Origin of the sequence: Embleya sp. NPDC020630 (genome assembly GCF_044334985.1) — a bacterium.
GTDB lineage: Bacteria > Actinomycetota > Actinomycetes > Streptomycetales > Streptomycetaceae > Embleya.
Window position 1 is genome coordinate 231,845 of the sequence record NZ_JBIRUB010000009.1, and the last position, 17,391, is coordinate 249,235.

The 17,391-nt window shown below is 71.6% G+C and carries 15 protein-coding genes; 10 read left to right on the forward strand and 5 right to left on the reverse strand.

Annotated features, from left to right (window positions below):
• The first annotated feature begins 120 nt into the window (after nt 1-120).
• From ACH4XV_RS29030 to ACH4XV_RS29050, 5 genes are all read left to right on the forward strand, one after another.
• Nucleotides 121-1,035 (forward strand): aromatic prenyltransferase, encoded by a 915-nt coding sequence (locus ACH4XV_RS29030; protein WP_395794808.1) that lies wholly within the window; start codon nt 121-123, stop codon nt 1,033-1,035.
• Nucleotides 1,032-2,687: a PucR family transcriptional regulator gene (locus tag ACH4XV_RS29035; protein WP_395794810.1), complete on the forward strand. Its 1,656-nt coding sequence runs from the start codon at nt 1,032-1,034 to the stop codon at nt 2,685-2,687. The genes ACH4XV_RS29030 and ACH4XV_RS29035 overlap by 4 nt, the downstream gene beginning before the upstream one ends.
• A gap of 119 nt (nt 2,688-2,806) precedes the next feature.
• The gene (locus ACH4XV_RS29040; RefSeq protein WP_395794812.1) at nt 2,807-4,252 is read left to right on the forward strand and encodes a diaminopimelate decarboxylase; all 1,446 of its coding nucleotides are present in this window, start codon (nt 2,807-2,809) and stop codon (nt 4,250-4,252) included.
• A complete protein-coding gene (locus ACH4XV_RS29045) occupies nt 4,249-5,082 on the forward strand; it encodes a M55 family metallopeptidase (RefSeq protein WP_395794814.1) in 834 nt (277 codons plus the stop codon). Before ACH4XV_RS29040 ends, ACH4XV_RS29045 begins: the two co-directional genes overlap by 4 nt.
• A 62-nt stretch (nt 5,083-5,144) precedes the next feature.
• Nucleotides 5,145-6,584: an amino acid permease gene (locus ACH4XV_RS29050; RefSeq protein WP_395794816.1), complete on the forward strand. Its 1,440-nt coding sequence runs from the start codon at nt 5,145-5,147 to the stop codon at nt 6,582-6,584.
• Between the two features lie 4 nt (nt 6,585-6,588).
• Here ACH4XV_RS29050 and ACH4XV_RS29055 read toward each other — a convergent pair whose 3' ends face one another.
• The 5 genes from ACH4XV_RS29055 to ACH4XV_RS29075 form a co-directional block, all read right to left on the reverse strand.
• A complete protein-coding gene (locus ACH4XV_RS29055) occupies nt 6,589-7,845 on the reverse strand; it encodes an SLC13 family permease (RefSeq protein WP_395794818.1) in 1,257 nt (418 codons plus the stop codon).
• A gap of 101 nt (nt 7,846-7,946) precedes the next feature.
• Nucleotides 7,947-8,105: a hypothetical protein gene (locus ACH4XV_RS29060; protein ID WP_395794820.1), complete on the reverse strand. Its 159-nt coding sequence runs from the start codon at nt 8,103-8,105 to the stop codon at nt 7,947-7,949.
• Between the two features lie 84 nt (nt 8,106-8,189).
• Nucleotides 8,190-9,509, reverse strand: a complete 1,320-nt coding sequence (locus ACH4XV_RS29065) for a serine/threonine-protein kinase (protein WP_395794822.1) — start codon at nt 9,507-9,509, stop codon at nt 8,190-8,192.
• A gap of 157 nt (nt 9,510-9,666) precedes the next feature.
• Complete coding sequence (locus ACH4XV_RS29070) at nt 9,667-10,131, reverse strand: MarR family winged helix-turn-helix transcriptional regulator (protein WP_395794824.1); 465 nt, start codon at nt 10,129-10,131, stop codon at nt 9,667-9,669.
• On the reverse strand, nt 10,128-11,597 hold the full coding sequence (locus tag ACH4XV_RS29075; protein ID WP_395794826.1) for an MFS transporter: 1,470 nt from the start codon (nt 11,595-11,597) through the stop codon (nt 10,128-10,130). The genes ACH4XV_RS29070 and ACH4XV_RS29075 overlap by 4 nt, the downstream gene beginning before the upstream one ends.
• Nucleotides 11,598-12,000: 403 nt before the next feature.
• Between ACH4XV_RS29075 and ACH4XV_RS29080 the strand changes: the two genes are divergently transcribed.
• From ACH4XV_RS29080 to ACH4XV_RS29100, 5 genes are read left to right on the forward strand one after another with little or no spacing between them, the layout of a single operon-like run.
• The gene (locus ACH4XV_RS29080) at nt 12,001-13,398 is read left to right on the forward strand and encodes a cation:proton antiporter (protein ID WP_395794828.1); all 1,398 of its coding nucleotides are present in this window, start codon (nt 12,001-12,003) and stop codon (nt 13,396-13,398) included.
• A gap of 54 nt (nt 13,399-13,452) precedes the next feature.
• Entirely contained in the window at nt 13,453-14,721 is a 1,269-nt protein-coding gene (locus tag ACH4XV_RS29085) for a cytochrome P450 (protein WP_395794830.1), read from the forward strand.
• A 46-nt stretch (nt 14,722-14,767) separates the two neighbouring features.
• Nucleotides 14,768-15,010, forward strand: a complete 243-nt coding sequence (locus tag ACH4XV_RS29090) for an acyl carrier protein (protein WP_380027661.1) — start codon at nt 14,768-14,770, stop codon at nt 15,008-15,010.
• A gap of 25 nt (nt 15,011-15,035) precedes the next feature.
• Nucleotides 15,036-16,280, forward strand: a complete 1,245-nt coding sequence (locus tag ACH4XV_RS29095) for a beta-ketoacyl-[acyl-carrier-protein] synthase family protein (RefSeq protein ID WP_395794832.1) — start codon at nt 15,036-15,038, stop codon at nt 16,278-16,280.
• 11 nt (nt 16,281-16,291) lie between these two features.
• Nucleotides 16,292-17,386, forward strand: a complete 1,095-nt coding sequence (locus ACH4XV_RS29100) for a beta-ketoacyl synthase N-terminal-like domain-containing protein (RefSeq protein ID WP_395794834.1) — start codon at nt 16,292-16,294, stop codon at nt 17,384-17,386.
• The last annotated feature ends 5 nt before the right edge of the window (nt 17,387-17,391 follow it).

A 17,391-nucleotide genomic window follows, 5' to 3' on the forward strand; every position in this document is an offset into this window, starting at 1 on the left:
ATGTGATTCGTGTTCCGCGACATACCGACATGTCCTTGCGGAGCTTTGTGGGATCGTGAGTGAATAGCCGCTCCGCGGTTTCGTCAATTTCTATACAAAAACCGGGAGCGCATCCTGATTATGTCTACCATCGAATTTTCTCCGTCCCGATTCCTCGCGGACATCGAAACGACCGCCGACCTCCTGGGCGCCGACTACAGCGCACCGATGACCCGCCGGGTGCTGGATGTGTTCGAGGAGAGCTTCCACCGGGGGGCGGTGCTGTGGCGCACCACAGACCGGCCCGGCGGCGCGCTGAACTATCGCTTCTACGAGCGCAGGCCCGTCGACACCGTGCACATCGCCGAGCGGGCCGGCTTCATCCCCGCCCGCAGCCCGGCCACCGGTCTGATCCGCGCCTGGAGCGCGCTGTACGCGGGGTCGAGGGAACTGTGCGACTTCGACTCGGCGCAGGGCCTGGTCAAGACCTGGGTGTATCTGGACGGGAGGCGGCCCCTGGAGGAGGTCCTCGGGCCGCGCGAGATCCCGGACTCGATCCGCCGGCACGAGAGCCGTTTTTGCGAACTGGGCCTGACGGTGGTGCGGAATGTGGCGGTGGACTATCAACAGGGCACCGCGAACCTGTACTTCCGTACCGCGGAAGGCATCGACGCGAAGTCGACGAAGCGACTGCTCGCGCTGTCCGGGAGCGCCGGGCCGGACGCGCGGACTTTCGCGGACATGCGCGCCTTCACGGCGCCGGGCGGGTATACGCTCTCGGTGACCCTGCGGATCGACACCGGACGGATCGAGCGCGTCGGTATCTATGCTCTTCGGCTTCCCGTCGGGCGATTCCCGCACATCGCCGGCCGCCTGGCCACATTCTTCGACCGGGTTCCCTCGCACGACGAGGCGGAGATGAATGCCGTGGCCTGGTCGTTCGGCGCGGGAAATCGCCGCTATATGAAGGCCGAGCGCAGCTACTGCGGCCGGTTGGTCGCACTGATGCACGACTGCGACAGCCCGATGACCGTGCCCGGCATCATGGGTGTATGACCGAGCGTGAAACCTCCGGCCGTTCCGCTGCGGCGACGTTGGCCCGGGTGCTGGATCTGATCGACCCCGGGATCATCGACGTCGTGGTGGCGCCGCGCGGGACCGACGTGCCGGTGCGCGGGGTCATCCTGTACGACCTGGGCGACGAGGACGCCGACGGCGCGGCGCTCGCCGGGACGATCCTGCTCGGGGTGGGCGTGGACCCGCGCGGGCGCGACGCGGTGGAGGCCGTGCGGGCGGCCCGTGACGCGGGGGCGAGCGCGCTGGTGCTTCGGCGCGGGGCGGCCGGAGTGGATCCCGCGGTGGTCGAGGCGGCCGAACACGGCGGAACCGCCCTGCTCACCCGGCATCCCCGACGCGGCTGGACCCACGTGCTCGGCCTGCTGCGCAACGCCTGCGCGCAGAGCGGCACCTTCGAACTCGCCGCCGTCGACAGCCTGCGCCCCGGGGATCTGTCCGGCCTGGCCAATACGGTCGCCGACCTGGTCGGCGGCGCGATCACGATCGAGGATCCGCAGTCGCGGGTGCTGGCCTATTCCCGGATGGACCACGAGCCGGATCCGATGCGCCGGGCGACCATCCTGAACCAGGAGGTGCCGCGCTGGCGGGTGGCGGAGCTGCGCGAGAGCGGCTTCTTCCGCACCCTGTGGGGCACCGACGATGTGGTGCGGCTGCCCGCCGACGAGCGTTACGCGGAGCGGCTGGTGATCGCGGTGCGCGACGGGGGAGAAGTGCTCGGGTCGATCTGGGCCGCGGCCGACGGGCGCCCGCTCGCGCCGGACGCGACGGCGGCGCTGCGTACCGCCGCCCGGGCGGCCCTGCCGCACCTGGTCCACCACGAGACGCGCGGTCGCGAGGCGGCGCGGCGGCGGGAGGAGGCGGTTCACACGCTCCTCGGCGGCGGCGCGGGCGCGGAACAGGCGGCCCGGACGGTGGGGGTGCGCCCGGATCGGCCGTACACCGTGATCGTGGTCGAGGCGTACGAGCGTTCCGCGACGCAGGCCGCGGCCGACCCGCCCACGCACGCCGAGCAACGGGTGCTCGACGTGCTCGCGTTGCAGGCGACGGCGCTGCGCCCGGAGGGTGTGACCGCGCGGGCCGGGCGGCGGTTGTTCGTTCTGACGCCGGCGGGCGACGCGCACGTGGACCCGGCGCGGGACCTGGTCGCCACGGCGCGGTCGGTTCCGGGCACGGTCGTCTTCGCCGGGGTGGGGCCCACCGCCGGGCGGCCGGACGAGTTGCCCGGTGCGCGCGAGGAGGCCGAGATCGTGGTGCGGGTGCTGCGCGAGCGGGCGGCGGCGTCGGCCCGGGCGCCCGCGTCCGCGTCGGCGCTGTCCGCCGACGTGGTGTCCGAGGTGGCCCTGGTGCGCCTCCTCGACCGGCTCGCGTCGTTGTGGCCGATGGCCGGACCGGTGCACGAGATGGTCGAGCACGACCGCCTGCACGGATCGGAGTACTCCGCGTCGGTCGGCGCGTACCTCGGCGCCTTCGGCGACACCGCCGCCGCCGCGCGCGGGCTGAGCGTGCACCCGAACACCCTGCGCTATCGGCTGCGCCGAGCCAAGGAGTTGTTCGGAGTGGACCTGGACGACCCGACGGGCCGACTGCTCGCGGACCTCGGGCTGCGGTTGGCGTACCGGGCGCGCCCGTGAGTCCGGGGTGCGGCGGGCTGCATTTCATGATCATTTTCTTGTGATGGCAGACAACCGATGCCTCCGCCTTTGGTCGCCCGTGACGCTGACCCCCGCCCACGCCCGGATCCAAGCTGTGCATGCGACTCGAACGGGTCGCGAACACTCGACATCTCCGAGGTGTGGTGCACGTGACTTCCGCAGCGGCCCGACGGCGTCGATCGGCCCGAGAGGCGGCCCTGGCCCGAGTGGTCGAGCAGGGGCTGCTGGGCCCGGAGCAACCCCTGCTGGGACTGCTCGACGTGGACGGCATCCGGGCGTCGGTCCACGCGCTGGCGGCGGCGTTCGGCGACACCCCCGTACTGCACACCTTCGCCGCCAAGGCGTGCGGCCTGGTCCCGGTGCTGCGCCTGCTCGCCGACGCGGGCATGGGCTGTGAGGTCGCCTCGCCGGGCGAACTCGAACAGGCCCTGGCGGCCGGGTTCACCCCGGACCGGCTCGTCCTGGACAGCCCCGCCAAAACGGTCGAGGAACTGCGGTACGCCCTCGCGCACGGCATCGCCGTCAACGTCGACAACTTCCAGGAACTGGCGCGCATCGATGCGATCGTGGCCGAGCGCCCGGCGACGGGGCCGATCGGGATCCGGGTCAACCCGCAGGTCGGCGCCGGCACGATCGGCGCGATGAGCACCGCGACCACCACGTCCAAATTCGGCATCGCGCTGCGCGACCCGGGGGCCGTCGAGGCCGTGGTCGAGGCGTTCGCCCGCCGGCCGTGGCTGAACCGACTGCACGCGCACGTCGGCTCCCAGGGCTGCCCGCTGTCCCTGATCGCCGCCGGCCTGCGGGCCACCTACGAACTCGCCGAGCACGTCAACGCCGTCCTGGGCCACCGACAGATCACCGGCCTGGACATCGGCGGCGGCCTGCCCGTGGACTTCACCGGCGACGAGGACGACCCGACCTTCGCCGACTATGTCGCCGAACTGCGCGCAGCGGTGCCCGAACTCCTGGACGGCCGCTACGAGTTGGTCACCGAGTTCGGTCGCTCGCTGCTCGCCAAGAACGGCACGATCGCCTCGCTCGTGGAGTACACCAAGAGCGCCGGCGGCCGACGGATCGCGATCACCCACGCCGGCGCACAGGTCGCCACCCGGACCGTGTTCATGCCCCAGGCGTGGCCGCTGCGCGTGGGCGCCTTCGACGCGCACGGCCGCCCCAAGCACACGCCGGAGGAGATCCAGGACGTCGCCGGCCCGTGCTGCTTCGCCGGCGACCTGACCGCCGTCGGCCGCGCACTGCCACTGCTCGAACCGGGCGACGTGGTCGCGCTCTACGACACCGGCGCGTACTACTTCTCGTCCCACTTCGCCTACAACTCGCTGCCCCGACCGGCCGTATACGGCTACCGGGTCGTGGACGGCGAGGTGCGCCTGGCCACCGTCCGCGAGGCGCAGACCGTTCGCGAAGTGGTCCTGGAGAGCGGGGCGGCGCATGTGCACGCCCTCGTGGACCTGGGGTCCGCGACCTGCTCGGGGTACCCGTCCGAGCACGACTGTCCCGACCCCGAGGAGGTGGCGGTATGACCCGCGTCCTGATCTCCGCCGACATGGAAGGCGCCACCGGCACGGTGCTGCCCGCCGACGTGCGCGCCGGCAACCCGCGCTACGAACGTTTTCGGCGCCTGCTCACCGGCGACGTCAACGCGGCGGTGGCCGGATTCCTGGACGGCGGCGCCGACGAGGTGATCGTCAACGACGCGCACTGCGGCATGGACAACGTGCTCCTGGAGGAACTCGACCCGCGCGCGGTGCTCATCGTCGGCCGCAACAAACCCCTCGGCATGCTCCAGGGCCTCGAATCCGACGTGGACGCGCTGGCGTTCGTCGGCTACCACACCGGCGCGGGCGAGGCCGGAGTGCTCGCCCACACCTACCTCTCGCACAGCATCCTCGGCGTGCGCGTGGACGGCCGCGCGGTCGACGAGGGGAGCTTCAACGCACTCGTCGCCGCCGAGGCCGGGGTGCCGGTGGTGCTGGTCACCGGTGACGACGCGACCTGCGCCGAGGCCGCGCGCTACGCGCCGGGCTGCCGTACGGTCACGGTGAAGACGGCCATCTCCCGGCATGCGGCGATCTGCCGTACGCCCGCCGCGACGGCGGCCGACATCCGCCGCGAGGCCGCCGCCGCGTTGGCGAGCCCGCTGGATCCGGGCCCCGCGATGCCGGCCCCGCACGTGGTCGACGTCGACGTGGACAGCCCCTACCTCGCCGAACGGGCGAGCACGATGGGCGGGGTCGACGTGATCGGCCCGCGCACCGTGCGCCTGGCGGCCCCCGACGCCCGTACGGCGCTGCGCCGGTTCCGGGCCCTGACCTGGGTGATCGGCGCCGGCCGCGAGGGCGACTGGACCTGACCGGTCGCGCGCCCGCCTGTTCCCTTTCACCTCTCTCGTTCCCCGCCCCCGCAGGAGTCTCCATGTCGTCGCAGCCGCAGCCCACATCCTCGACCGAACAACCACGACTCAGCCGTTCGCTTCGCAACCGGCACATGGCCATGATCGCGATCGGCGGGGCGATCGGGGCCGGTCTGTTCGTCGGCAGCGGCAGTGTGATCAAGACCGCCGGGCCGGCCGCGATCGTGTCGTACTGTCTCGCCGGCGCTCTGGTGTTGTGCACGATGCGCATGCTCGGCGAGATGGTCGTGGCGAGACCGTCGTCGGGTTCGTTCTCGGACTACGCGCGCAGTGCCATCGGGCCCTGGGCGGGATTCACGATCGGCTGGCTGTACTGGTACTACTACGTGATCATCGTGGCCGTGGAGGCGGTCGCGGGCGCGGCCATCCTGCACGCCTGGATCGATCTGCCGCTGTGGGTGCTGGCGATGGCGCTGATGGCGGTGATGACGGCGACGAACCTGCTGTCGGTGAAGTCCTTCGGCGAGTTCGAGTTCTGGTTCTCCTCGGTCAAGGTCGCCGCGATCATCGCGTTCCTGGTGGTCGGGGGGCTGCACGTGTTCGGCGCGTGGCCGGGCAGTTCGTTCGACTTCGGCAACCTCACCTCGCACGGCGGTTTCGCGCCGAACGGCTTCACCTCGATCTTCTCCGCGATCGTGGTGGTCATCTTCGCCTTCGGCGGCGCCGAGATCGTCACGATCGCCGCCGCCGAGAGCAAGGAGCCCGAGCGCTCCGTGGCCAAGGCGACGACCGGCATCATCTGGCGGATCATCCTGTTCTACGTCGGCTCGATCTTCCTGGTCGTCACGATCGTCCCGTGGGACGGCGCCGAGGTGCTGGCGAGCCCGTACGTCGCCGCATGGGACATCATCGGCCTGCCCGGCGCGGGAACGGTGATGGACATCGTGATCCTCACCGCCGTGCTCAGCGTGCTCAACTCGTCGGTCTACGTCTCCTCGCGCATGCTCTTCGCGCTGGCCTCGCACGGCGACGCGCCCAAGTGGTCGGTCCGGACCAGCAGGCGCAACGTCCCCGTGCGGGCGATCCTGGCGGGCACGGTCGTCGGCTGGGTCTCGGTGGTGTTGGCCTACCTGTCGCCGGACACCGTGTTCACGTACCTGGTCAACTCCTCCGGCGCGATCGCCATCTTCATGTACGTCATGATCGGCGCCTCGCAACTGCGCATGCGCCGCCGGTTGGAGCGTGAGGCCCCGGAGCGACTGACGCTGCGGATGTGGTTGTTCCCCTACCTCACCTGGATCGTGATGGCGGGCTTCGTCGCCGTGCTGGTGGCGATGGCGGTCATCGACGACCAGCGCACCCAACTGTTCACCAGCCTGGGCAGCCTCGCCGTCGTGCTCACCGCGTACGGGCTGCGCCGGGTGTACGGCCCGCGCCCGGCGGCCGGGTCGGGCGAGCCCCGGGACCCGAAGGCCGCTCCGGAACCCATCGCCACGCCGTAGCGGATCAGACGCCGACGACGGTGAGGGAGAGCCACAGCGCCGGCACCGACACGAGCAGGCCGGTGGGTACGGTCCACAGTCCGAGTCGGGTGAATCTGCCGAGTTCGACCTCGCTGTCGTGTTCGTGCACGATGCGCCGCCACAGCAGGGTGGCCAGGGAGCCGGCGTAGGTGAGGTTGGGTCCGAGGTTGACGCCGAGCAGCACCGCGAGCACCGCGCCGGGCCCGGACGGCGCGGTCAGCGGGAGCAGTACCAGCACGGCGGGCAGGTTGTTGACGATGTTCGCGAGCAGCGCGGCCAGTGCCGCGATGGCGAACAGGGCCGCGAGGCCGGTGCCGTCCGGGATCAGCCGGCCCAGGGCGTCGGCGAGGCCGTTGTCCACGACGGCACGGACCACGATGCCCAGGGCCAGGACGAAGGCCAGGAACGGGATCGCGGCGGCGCGCACGATGGCGGTGGCCGTGGTGCGCCGCCGGACCAGGGCCCGCACGGCCAGGACGACGGCGCCGGCGAGGGCCGCCCAGGCGGGGTCGACGCCGATCGCGGAGGTCAGTACGAATCCGGCCAGCGTGCAGGCCACGGTGACCAGGGCGAACAGCGGCACCTCGCGGGGTTCGGCGGTGGGCGGCGCCTGCGCGCCGGCGTCCAGGTCGGCGGCGAAGAAGCGCCGGAAGACCAGGTACTCGGCGGCGATGGCGACCAGCCAGGGCAGGACCATCAGGGCGGCGAAGCGGGCGAAGCTCAATCCGCTGGCCGCGAACGCGAGCAGGTTGGTGAGGTTGGAAACCGGCAGCAGCAGCGAGGCGGTGTTCGCCAGGTGGGTGCAGGCGTAGATGTGGGGTTCGGAGCGGGCGCCGAGCCGGGCGGCGGTGGCGAACACCACGGGGGTGAGCAGCACGATCGTGGTGTCCAGACTGAGCACCGCGGTGATCCCCGAGGCGGCGACGAACACCTGCACCAACAGATGACGCGGGCGTCCTGCCGCGGTTCGGGCCATCCACGCCCCGCAGGCGTGAAACAGGCCCTCGTCGTCGCACAGCCGGGCCAGGACCAGCACGGCGGCGAGGAACCCGATCACCGGCCCGAGCCGCGCCGCCTCGTCACCGGCATGCGCGGGCGAGATCGCCCCGACGGCGACCACCAGCCCGGCGGCCGGCACGGCGACAACCGCCTCGGTTATGCCGAACGGGCGAACGACGGCGCACGCGAGCACGCCCAGAAGCAGCACGACGGAGACGACCTCCGCCCACGAGGAATCCACCGCTTGATCTTCCCCCACCCGAACCAACCGACATCCGGCGCGTCCGCGCAATCGGGACACCCCACCGGCTCGGCCCCTCGCCCTCCAGCCGAACCCGGGGGTCAGTCCACGACGTACCACGCGTTGTCGATGAAGCGCAGGGTGGAATCGCCCCGGTCGCCGCTGGTGAACGTGGTGCCGGCCTTGATCGCGCGGGCCGGGATGTCGACTCGGTCGGTTCCGCGCACGCAGACCGGCTTCGGGTCCACGGATACGGTCACGCCCACGATTGCCCGCACGCGGTTCTCCCATCGATGAGATCACGAACGGCCGGCGGTACTTGCGCCGGCGGTCGTCGGGTGGATTTACCGGTCGGGTTTGCCGGGGGGTTCGGCGGGCTTGGTGCGCTTTTCTCCCTTGGGCTTGGAGTCGCCTCTCGGTTCCCTGTCCGGGGGTGGGGCGTCGGCGGCGGACGAGGGGGCTTGGGCGGGGACGGTGACGGCGACGGTGACTGTCGTGGCCGGTGGTGGAGGGGGAGTGGTTGCGCGTGTGGGGGGTGTCGAGGGCGGCAGGGTGGCCGTGGTGGGCGGCGGGGCGGCCGTGGTGGGCGGCGGCACGACCGGTGGGGGCGTGGGCTGTGTGAGGGGTGGGAGGGGGGCGGTGGTCGGTGCGGGGCGGCTGTTGTCCGCGTCCGGGCCGGCCTGGTGGTGGAGGACCGCCAGGGTCGCGCCGGACGCGCCCAGGATGATGCCGGCGACCAGGCCCGCGGTCGGCAGGCGGCGCCGTCTCCGGCGCAGCACCTGAGTATCCGAAGTGGCGGGGGCCGCGACGACCGGCGGGCCCGACGCGGGCGCGCACGATGCCGCGGCCGCGTCGAGCAGGCGGGCGCACTCGGCGGCGTCGGGCCTGGTGGCCGGGTCGACACGTGTCATGGCCTCGATCGCGGCGGCCAGTTCGCCCGGCACGTGGGACGGGATGTACGGCGCTCGCCGCGAGCGGTCCAGAGCGGCGTCGAGCGAGGATCCCGGATATTCGCGTTCGCCCTTCAGCGCCTCCAACAGGACCAGGCCGAGGGCATGGACGTCGCACGCGGGCCCCGAGCCGTGCCCGAGGATCTGCTCGGGCGCGAGGTAGGAGACGGTGCCGACGATCGTGCCGGGTGAGGAGCGGGTGGGCTCGTCGACGAGACGCGAGATGCCGAAGTCCGCCAGGTACGGCGTATCGCCGGGGCCGATCAGCACGTTGGACGGCTTCACGTCCCGATGCACGATGCCGGCCGCGTGTACGTGCGCCAACGCCGAGGCCAGTCGTGCGCCGATCCTCGCCACCCGGTCGGCGGTGAGGGGGCCGTCCACGATGTGCTGCCGCAGGGTGACACCCCGGATCAGGCGCATCACCACATAGGTGCAACTCTCGTGCCAACCCACGTCGTGCACCGTGACCAGGGCCGGATGGGTCAACCGGCCCAGCAACACCGCCTCCTGGCAGAACCGTTCCGCCGTCACCGCGGGCACGCCGGGTCGGAAGATCTTGACCGCGACCTCGCGCCGCAGCCGCAGATCGACGGCCCGGAAGACATCGGCGGTGCCGCCCGCGCCCAGCAGTTGCCCCAGGCGGTATCGACCGTCGAGGATGCCGCCGCTCCGCGGAAGCGGACGCCGTATTCGGCGCGGCAATGCCGTCATGCGCTCTCCCCGATCGGTCCCGACAATGCCCGGGTTCCTACCCACCGTTCGCCCCGCCATACCGGCGCCCGCACGCCGAAAACCGAGGGATTCCGGCCGCGTGCATACGACTTGGGCCCAGCGCGTGGGAGTCGGCCGACGCGACGCGGGCGCGCCCCTACCGCGCCGGCTCGTCCGCGTCGACCAGCGCCGCGATCACCCGGTCCAGCACCGCCAGGTCCGCCGCCGGCAGGTCGCGCAACGACGCCGGGGGCTCGTCCAGGATGTCGCGCGCGATTCGGGCGAGGCGCCGCCCCTCCGGGGTCGCCGCCAGCATGCGTTGCCTGCGGTCGGTGGGATGGACGGTGCGTTCGATCAGGCCGCGCCGTTCGAGGTCGTCGACGACCAGCGTCGTGTACGGCTTGTCGGTGGCGAGCCGGCCGGCCAGTTCGCGCATCGACATCGGACCGGCGGCGATCCGCCGCAGTGCCTTGACCCGGACGAAGCTCAGCCCGGTCGCCTCGGTCACCGCGCGGCGGCGATCGTGCCGCTCCACGACGAGCACGCGCATCCCCCGCCAGATTCGCCCGGCGGCATCCGAAGGGGCGTCGCTCGTCGCGTCGTGCGCGGGGGATGGGGTCATTGCCTCACGTCCGTCGTCTCCTGCGTACCGGCGGGCGGCGCCGCGGGCATGAGTTCCGCGCCCGTACGCTCGGCCGTGCGCAGGGCCCGGCGGCCCGTGGTGAGCATACCGAGGACGGCGACGGCGCCCGCGCAGCCCAGCACGATCCACCACCCGGTGTGCGTCGCGGCGGCCAGGTCGGCGCCGCCGGGTGTGCCCGGCACCGAGGCGATCGTGGTGCCGACCACCGCGACCCCGAGGCACTGGCCGAACTGGCGGCTGGTCGAGGCGATCGCGGAGGCGACACCCGCCTGGGCACGCGGCATTCCGGACACGGCGGTATTGGTGATCGGCGCGTTGACCAGCCCGAAGCCGACGCCGAAGACGCCGTACGCGGCGACCATGCGCAGGGTCGAGGTGTCCTCGGCCAGCCCGACCAGCAACGCCGCGCCCGTCGCCATGGCGACACCGGCCCCGACCAGCGGTATGCGCGGGCCGACCCGCGCCACCAACCGCCCGGAGATCGGCGCGAACACGACCGTCATCACCGCCATCGGCAGCGTACGCAGACCTGCCTCGGTCGGCGACCAGCCGCGCGCGTCCTGGAGGTAGAGCGTGTTCAGGAACAGAAATCCGGACATCGCGGCGAACGTGCACACGGCCGTCACGGTCGCCCCCGCGAACGGCACGCTGCGGAAGAACCGCAGATCGATCAGCGGTTCAACGCGCCGCGGCGACCGGTACACCAGACCCGCCAGGCAGCCGGCGGCGAGGGCGAACAGGCCGAGGATGAGCGGCGAGGTCCACCCCTGGGCGCGGCCCTCGATGATCGTGTAGGTGAGCGACAGCAGGAACACCAACACCAGTATCTGGCCGACCGGATCCGCCCGCCGGGGACGCGCGGCCTTGGATTCGGGCACGTACAGCGCGGTGAGCACGATGGCGACGAGCGCGACCGGCAGGTTCATCCAGAACACCGACCGCCAGCCGGCCGAGTCGACCAGCGCACCGCCCACGATCGGCCCGAGCGCCATGGCGACGCCGATCACCGCGCTCCACGCGCCGATCGCGCGGGCCCGTTCGCGGGGTTCGGTGAAGGTGTTGGTGATGATCGACATCGCGACCGGGTTGAGCATCGACCCGCCGACCGCCTGCACCACGCGAAACGCGATCAACCACCCGAGCCCCGGCGCCACGGCGCACAACGCCGAGCCCACGGCGAACACCACCAGTCCGGTCTGGAACACCCGACGCCGGCCGATGCGATCGGCCGTCGAGCCGGCCACCATCAGCAGCGCGGCCAGCACCAACGTGTAGGCGTCGATGGTCCATTGGAGCTGCGACACCGAGGCGTGCAGATCGCCCCGGATCGACGGCAGCGCCACGTTGAGGATCGTGTTGTCGAGCCCGACGATGAACAGGCTCAGGCAACAGGTCGACAGGACGAGGAGCTTCTCGCGGCGGCCGATCCCGGTGGGCGACGACATGTACCACCCCATCAATCGTTACTGATCTACAACCGTTATAGTTGTACAACGATCCGAGTCGACGGTCAACCGCTCCACCGCGGCCCATTACCGCAGGGCCCGAGTCGGGCGAGTGCGGCGTTGTCCTGTCGGCAGGACGATGAAATCGCGTCACGCGGTGAATTCCGGGTCCTTGAAAGGGCCCGCCGACCGCTCTACGTTGATGCGGTGGCGCTCGACGACCCGATATCGACGGCGTTTCTCCCGCATGGCCGGTCGAGAAGTGCGCGATACGAGGTATGAGGTACGAGGTGCGAGCCTCGGGATTCGCCACCCCGGGTATTCCCGGCCGCAGTCAACCCGTGTCGGAGGCGAATCGTCGTTCCCGTCGTCCAGTGGATTCAGAACCGGGGGAGAGCCGACCTTGTCCGAAACCCATTTCCTCGCCGCCCGTTCCGCGGACGCGATCACCGGGAGCATGTTCGCGGGGCTCGCCCTGATCCTCGCGGCGGCCTTCGTCTTCGGCCGCCTGGCCGGCCGGGTGGGACAACCGGCGGTGGTCGGGGAGATCGTCGCGGGGCTCGCTCTGGGGCCGAGCGTGTTGGGCCTGCTCCCGGGCGATCCCACCGACACGCTGTTCCCGGCGGACACCCGGCCGCTCCTCCAGGCGCTGTCGCAACTGGGCCTGGTGCTCTTCATGTTCGGCATCGGCCATCGGCTGGATGCAGCGCACCTGCGCGGGACCGGTCGCCGGGTCACCGCGGTGTCGCTCGCCTCCGTGACGCTGCCGTTCCTGCTGGGAGCCGGGCTGGCGGTGTTGCTCTACCCCTGGTACGACACGTCCCGGCTCGACACCGACGGCATGCTCGCACCGGCCCTGTTCCTCGGCGCGGCGATGTCCATCACCGCCTTCCCCGTGCTCGCCAGGATCATCGAGGAACGGGGTATGCAGCACAGCCGCATCGGCGCGATGTCGCTCGCCTGCGCCGCCATCCAGGACTTCCTCGCGTGGTGCGTACTGGCCGTGATCGTCATGGTCGCGACCGCCGGCGGGTCCTGGCCGCTGATCCGAATGGCGCTGGAGACGGCGCTGTTCCTGCTGGTCCTCGGCTACATCGTGCGCCCCGGACTGCGCCGGCTGACGGCCTCCGGGCGCGGTTCGGCCGGCGGCGTGCTCCTGCACGCCGTGCTGGTCACCGGCGTACTGCTGTCCGCCTGGGCCGGCAACGTGATCGGGCTGCACGCCGTCTTCGGCGCCTTCGCCTTCGGTGTGGTGGTACCGCGCCGCGAGGTCGAGGAGCGGGCCCCCGAGGTCGCCCAACGCATCGACCAGACCGGCCTGTTCCTGCTGCCGGTCTTCTTCGCCGTCACCGGTCTGTCGGTGGATCTCGGCAGCCTCGGCCGGCGCGGCCTCGTGATGGTCGTCGCCGTCGTCCTGGTGGCGTGTGCGGGCAAGTTCGTGGGAGCGGCCGTCGCCGCCCGGCTGTCCGGCGCGTCGGGGCACGAGGCGCTCACGTTCGGCGTGCTGCTGAACGCCCGCGGACTCACCGAACTGGTCATCCTGAACGTGGGTCTCGGGCTGGGCGTGCTCGACACGCGCATGTTTACCGCCATGGTGATCATGGCCCTGGTGACCACGCTCATGACCGGACCGCTGCTGGGACGCCTGGGCTTTCGACCGGATCCACGACCGGTCGGCATCCGTCCGACCGTGGACATTGTCAATGTCGATACCGTCCCGTACGGTCGATCCCCATCACCGGAGGACACGCCATTGTCCGGCCGTTTTCATTCCCCGGGGAAAACCGAACCCGAGCGATGAGACGCGTAATTCGGCGGCGACCCGAAGACGGCAACCGGAGGAAAGGAGGGCGTCGTGGCGATCGAATCGGTGCATGAGCACGGCCTATTCAGCGACCGCTACATGCAGGATCCCTACCGCGTATTCGCCGAGCTGCGCCGGGTGGGTCCGATACATCGCGCGAATACTCCGAGCGGCATTTTGGTGTGGGTCGTCACGGGCCATGCGGAGGTCTTGGCCGCGCTCGCCGACCGGCGCCTGTGCAAGGACTCGGCCCGGCTGCGGGCGATCATCGACCGGGCCACACCGCCAGGGCTCGACGGATCGCACGTGGGCGAGATGGTCGCCACCGACATGCTCAACAGCGACCCGCCCGAGCACACCAGGCTGCGCAAGCTGGTGGCGCAGGGCTTCAGCGCGCGCCGCATCGAGCGGTTGCGCCCGCTCGTCCGGCAACTCACCGACGAACTGCTGGACGCCATGGTCGTGCGGGCCGCGGACGGGAGCGTCGACTTCATCGACGCCTTCGCCTTCCCGCTGCCCCTCACCGTCATCTGCGAACTGCTCGGCATTCCGCGCGCCGACCAGCGCTCCTTCCGCGCGTGGTCGACCGTCGTCGTGGGCTCCTCCTCGCGCGACCAGCTGCGCCGGGCCACCACGGCCATGGGCGGCTACCTCGCGCAGACGATGGCCGCCAAACGCTCCGCGCCGGGCGACGACCTGCTCTCCGACCTGGTCGAGGCCAGTGACACCGGCGACCGGCTCACCCCGCTGGAACTGGTGTCGATGGCCTGCCTGTTGCTGATCGCCGGCCACGAGACGACGGTGAACCTGCTCGGCAGCGCGCTGCTGGCACTCCTGGAGCACCCGGACCAGTTCGCGCGACTGCGCGAGCGGCCGGAACTGGTGGACGCGGCGGTGGAGGAAACACTGCGCTACGACTCGCCGGCCCCGGTCACCACCTGGCGATACGCGGCGGAACCGATGAGCATCCACGGCTCCCCGATCGCGACGAACGACCTCGTGCTGCTGGCGCTGGGCGCGGCCAACCACGATGCGCGCATCCCGGACCCGGACGCCTTCGACATCGAACGGCGGATCACCGGCCACCTCAGCTTCGGGCACGGCATGCACTTTTGCCTGGGAGCCGCGCTGGCCCGCATGGAGGCGCAGGTCGCCCTCGGCCGGCTGGTCGAACGTTTCCCCGACATCACGCTCGCGGTCCCGGTCGGCGAACTGCGCCGGCGCCCGAGCGTGGTCATGCACGGCCTGGTGGACCTGCCCGTACGTCTGGGGCGGCAACCCACGACGAGCGCCGTACCGGGCTCCGGTACGGCCGGATGACGGCAAACCCGCCCGCATCGGGGGTCGGGACGGAAGAGGGGCACACATGGACGACGAACGCCGGGGCCAGGTCGCGGACCTCGTTTGCGAACTGTTGGAGCTGGACCGGTCCGAGGTCACCGAAACGAGCAGATTCGTCGACGACCACGAGGCCGACTCGCTGAATCTGATCGAGATCCTCGCCGGACTGGAGAAGCGATTCGACGTGGTGATCGCCCAGTCCGAAGTGCCGCGCATGGTCAACCTGCGCGGTGTGTACGAGGTACTCGACGCGACGCCGGGCTGGTAGCGGCCGGCCGACCGAGGGGGCGCACATGGCAACAGGAGCAGCGGCGGACCACCCGCCCGCCGGGCGGCGGCGCGTGGTCGTCACCGGCGTCGGGGTGCTGTCCAGCATCGGCATCGGCGCCGACGAATTCGCCCGGGCACTGCGGGAGGGGCGCAGCGGGGTCCGACCGATCACCGTGTTCGACACCGACGGCTTCGAGCACCGCAACGGGTGTGAGGTGGTCGGATTCGATCCGGCCGAGTGGATCCGCAACCTGGACATCGACACGCTGGGCAAGGCGACCGGGTTCTCGGTCGCGGCCGCCCGGATGGCCGTCGAGGACGCGGGCCTGCCGCTCGACCGGTTGCGGGACGAACCCGTCCTGGTCGCGATCGGAACCACCGACGGCGAGGCGTACGACCTGGACCGGCTCGTGGAGAGCGAACTCGCCGACGGACCCGAGAAGTACGACCCGGTCGCGGTGCGGCGGGTGTCCGCGATCCGGCTCTCCACCGCCGTCGCCCAGGAACTCGCGCTGAACCGGGCGGAGGCGTCCACCGTGGCCACCGCCTGCTCGGCGGGCAACTACGCGATCGGGACGGGCCTGGACGCGATCCGCTCCGGAGAGGTGGACGTGGCCCTGTGCGGCGGCGCGGACGCCATGTGCCGCAAGACGTTCGCCGGCTTCTACCGCCTGGGCACGATCGCGCCCGACCGGTGCCAACCGTTCGACGTGGACCGCAAGGGGATCCTCACCGGCGAGGGCGCCGGGGTGCTGGTCCTGGAGGAACTGGGCTCGGCGCTGCGCCGCGGGGCCCGGATCTACGCGGAGATCCTCGGATTCGGGCTCAGCTGCGACGCCTTCCACCCGGTCGCGCCGAACCAGGCGGGCGTCGCCCGCTGCATCGATCTGGCGCTGCGCGACGCCGGCGTCACCCCCGACCAGGTCGACCTGATCTCGGCGCACGGCACCGGCACGATCCCCAACGACGTCACCGAGAGCATGGCCATCCGCGAGGTGTACGGCGAACACCCGCCCCGCACCGTGGCGTTGAAGTCGATGCTGGGGCACTCCATGGGCGCGGCCAGCGCGCTCGGCGCCATCGGATGCGCGCTGGCGATCACCCACGGCTTCATCCCGCCCACCATCAACCACGAACGCACCGACCCCGAATGCGCGATCGACTGCGTTCCCAACACGTCGGTCGAGGCGGACCTGCGGATCGTACAGAACAACGGGATGGCCTTCGGCGGCAACAACGCCGTGGTGGTCCTCGGCAGATACCAGTGAGGAATCGTCGCATGGGCATCGCCATCACGGCGTGGGACGCCGTATCACCGTTCGGCGTGGGTCGGGACGCCTTCACCGAGGGCCTGTGGTCCGGCGCCCGACCCGCCGCCGCGCCGACCTCCACACCCCCGCCGGCACCGGGCTCGCGGGCCTGCCTGGTGCCCGACTTCTCGCCGCGGGAAGCGCTCCGCGGCAAAACCCGGTCCATGGACCGGGTCACCGCGCTGGCCGCGGTCGCCGTCGGACGGCTGCTGGCGGAGGCCGACCCCGACCCGGCGCCGGACGCGCCGGAGCAGACCGGACTCGTGCTCGGCACCGCCACCGGCAGCGTGCAGAGCATGACCGACTTCACCCGCGAATCGTTCCAGGGCGCGCGCCCGTATCACGTCGACCCCGCACGCACCCCCAACACCGTGATGAACTGCGCCGCCGGGCAATGCGCGATCCGTTACCGGTTGCGCGGACCCAACGCCACCATCGCCGGCGGGCGCGCGGCCGGCCTGCTGGCGCTGAGCTACCAGCGGCGACTGCTGTCCTGCGGTCGGGCGCGGCGGGTGGTGTGCGGCGCGGCGGAGGAGTATTCGGTGACCCGCTCCTGGCTGGAACACCACGCCCGGGCGGACGACGCGGATCCGATGCCGCTCGGCGAGGGGTGCGCGGTGATCCTGGGCGACGGCGCGGCCGGCGCTCCCGTGCTCGCCGAACTGCTCTCGGTACGCAGCCGGGTCCACCACGGCGACGATCCGGCCGAGGCGATCGGGCAGGTGGCGCTGGAGACGCTGGCCTCGGCGGGAGTGGCCGCGGACGAGGTCTGGGCGGTGTCGCCGAGCCGGCCGCCGGGGCCCGCGGGCGATCGGGAATGGGCGGCGCTGACACGGCTGTTCGCCCCGGACGCGCTCGACCGGCTCCCGCACCTGCCGTTCGGCGACACCGGCGCGGCCTCCGCCGCCTTCCAACTCGTGTCCGTGCTCAGCGCATCGGACCGGCTGCCCTCGGCCGCCGGGCGGGCGGCGCTGGTCAGCTCCGTCGACCGCGACGGCACCGTCGCCTGCGCGCTGCTGCGGCTGGGCGAGCGTCACTCGGCCGCCCGCCGGCCACGAGCCTGAGGGGA

Excerpts from the sequence above, each read along its gene's own strand:
- ACH4XV_RS29030 (WP_395794808.1), top strand. The coding sequence starts at position 121 with ATGTCTACCATCGAATTTTCTCCGTCCCGATTCCTCGCGGACATCGAA.
- ACH4XV_RS29035 (WP_395794810.1), top strand. The coding sequence starts at position 1,032 with ATGACCGAGCGTGAAACCTCCGGCCGTTCCGCTGCGGCGACGTTGGCC.
- ACH4XV_RS29040 (WP_395794812.1), top strand. The coding sequence starts at position 2,807 with ATGCGACTCGAACGGGTCGCGAACACTCGACATCTCCGAGGTGTGGTG.
- ACH4XV_RS29045 (WP_395794814.1), top strand. The coding sequence starts at position 4,249 with ATGACCCGCGTCCTGATCTCCGCCGACATGGAAGGCGCCACCGGCACG.
- ACH4XV_RS29050 (WP_395794816.1), top strand. The coding sequence starts at position 5,145 with ATGTCGTCGCAGCCGCAGCCCACATCCTCGACCGAACAACCACGACTC.
- ACH4XV_RS29065 (WP_395794822.1), bottom strand. The coding sequence starts at position 9,509 with ATGACGGCATTGCCGCGCCGAATACGGCGTCCGCTTCCGCGGAGCGGC.
- ACH4XV_RS29070 (WP_395794824.1), bottom strand. The coding sequence starts at position 10,131 with ATGACCCCATCCCCCGCGCACGACGCGACGAGCGACGCCCCTTCGGAT.
- ACH4XV_RS29075 (WP_395794826.1), bottom strand. The coding sequence starts at position 11,597 with ATGTCGTCGCCCACCGGGATCGGCCGCCGCGAGAAGCTCCTCGTCCTG.
- ACH4XV_RS29090 (WP_380027661.1), top strand. The coding sequence starts at position 14,768 with ATGGACGACGAACGCCGGGGCCAGGTCGCGGACCTCGTTTGCGAACTG.
- ACH4XV_RS29095 (WP_395794832.1), top strand. The coding sequence starts at position 15,036 with ATGGCAACAGGAGCAGCGGCGGACCACCCGCCCGCCGGGCGGCGGCGC.
- ACH4XV_RS29100 (WP_395794834.1), top strand. The coding sequence starts at position 16,292 with ATGGGCATCGCCATCACGGCGTGGGACGCCGTATCACCGTTCGGCGTG.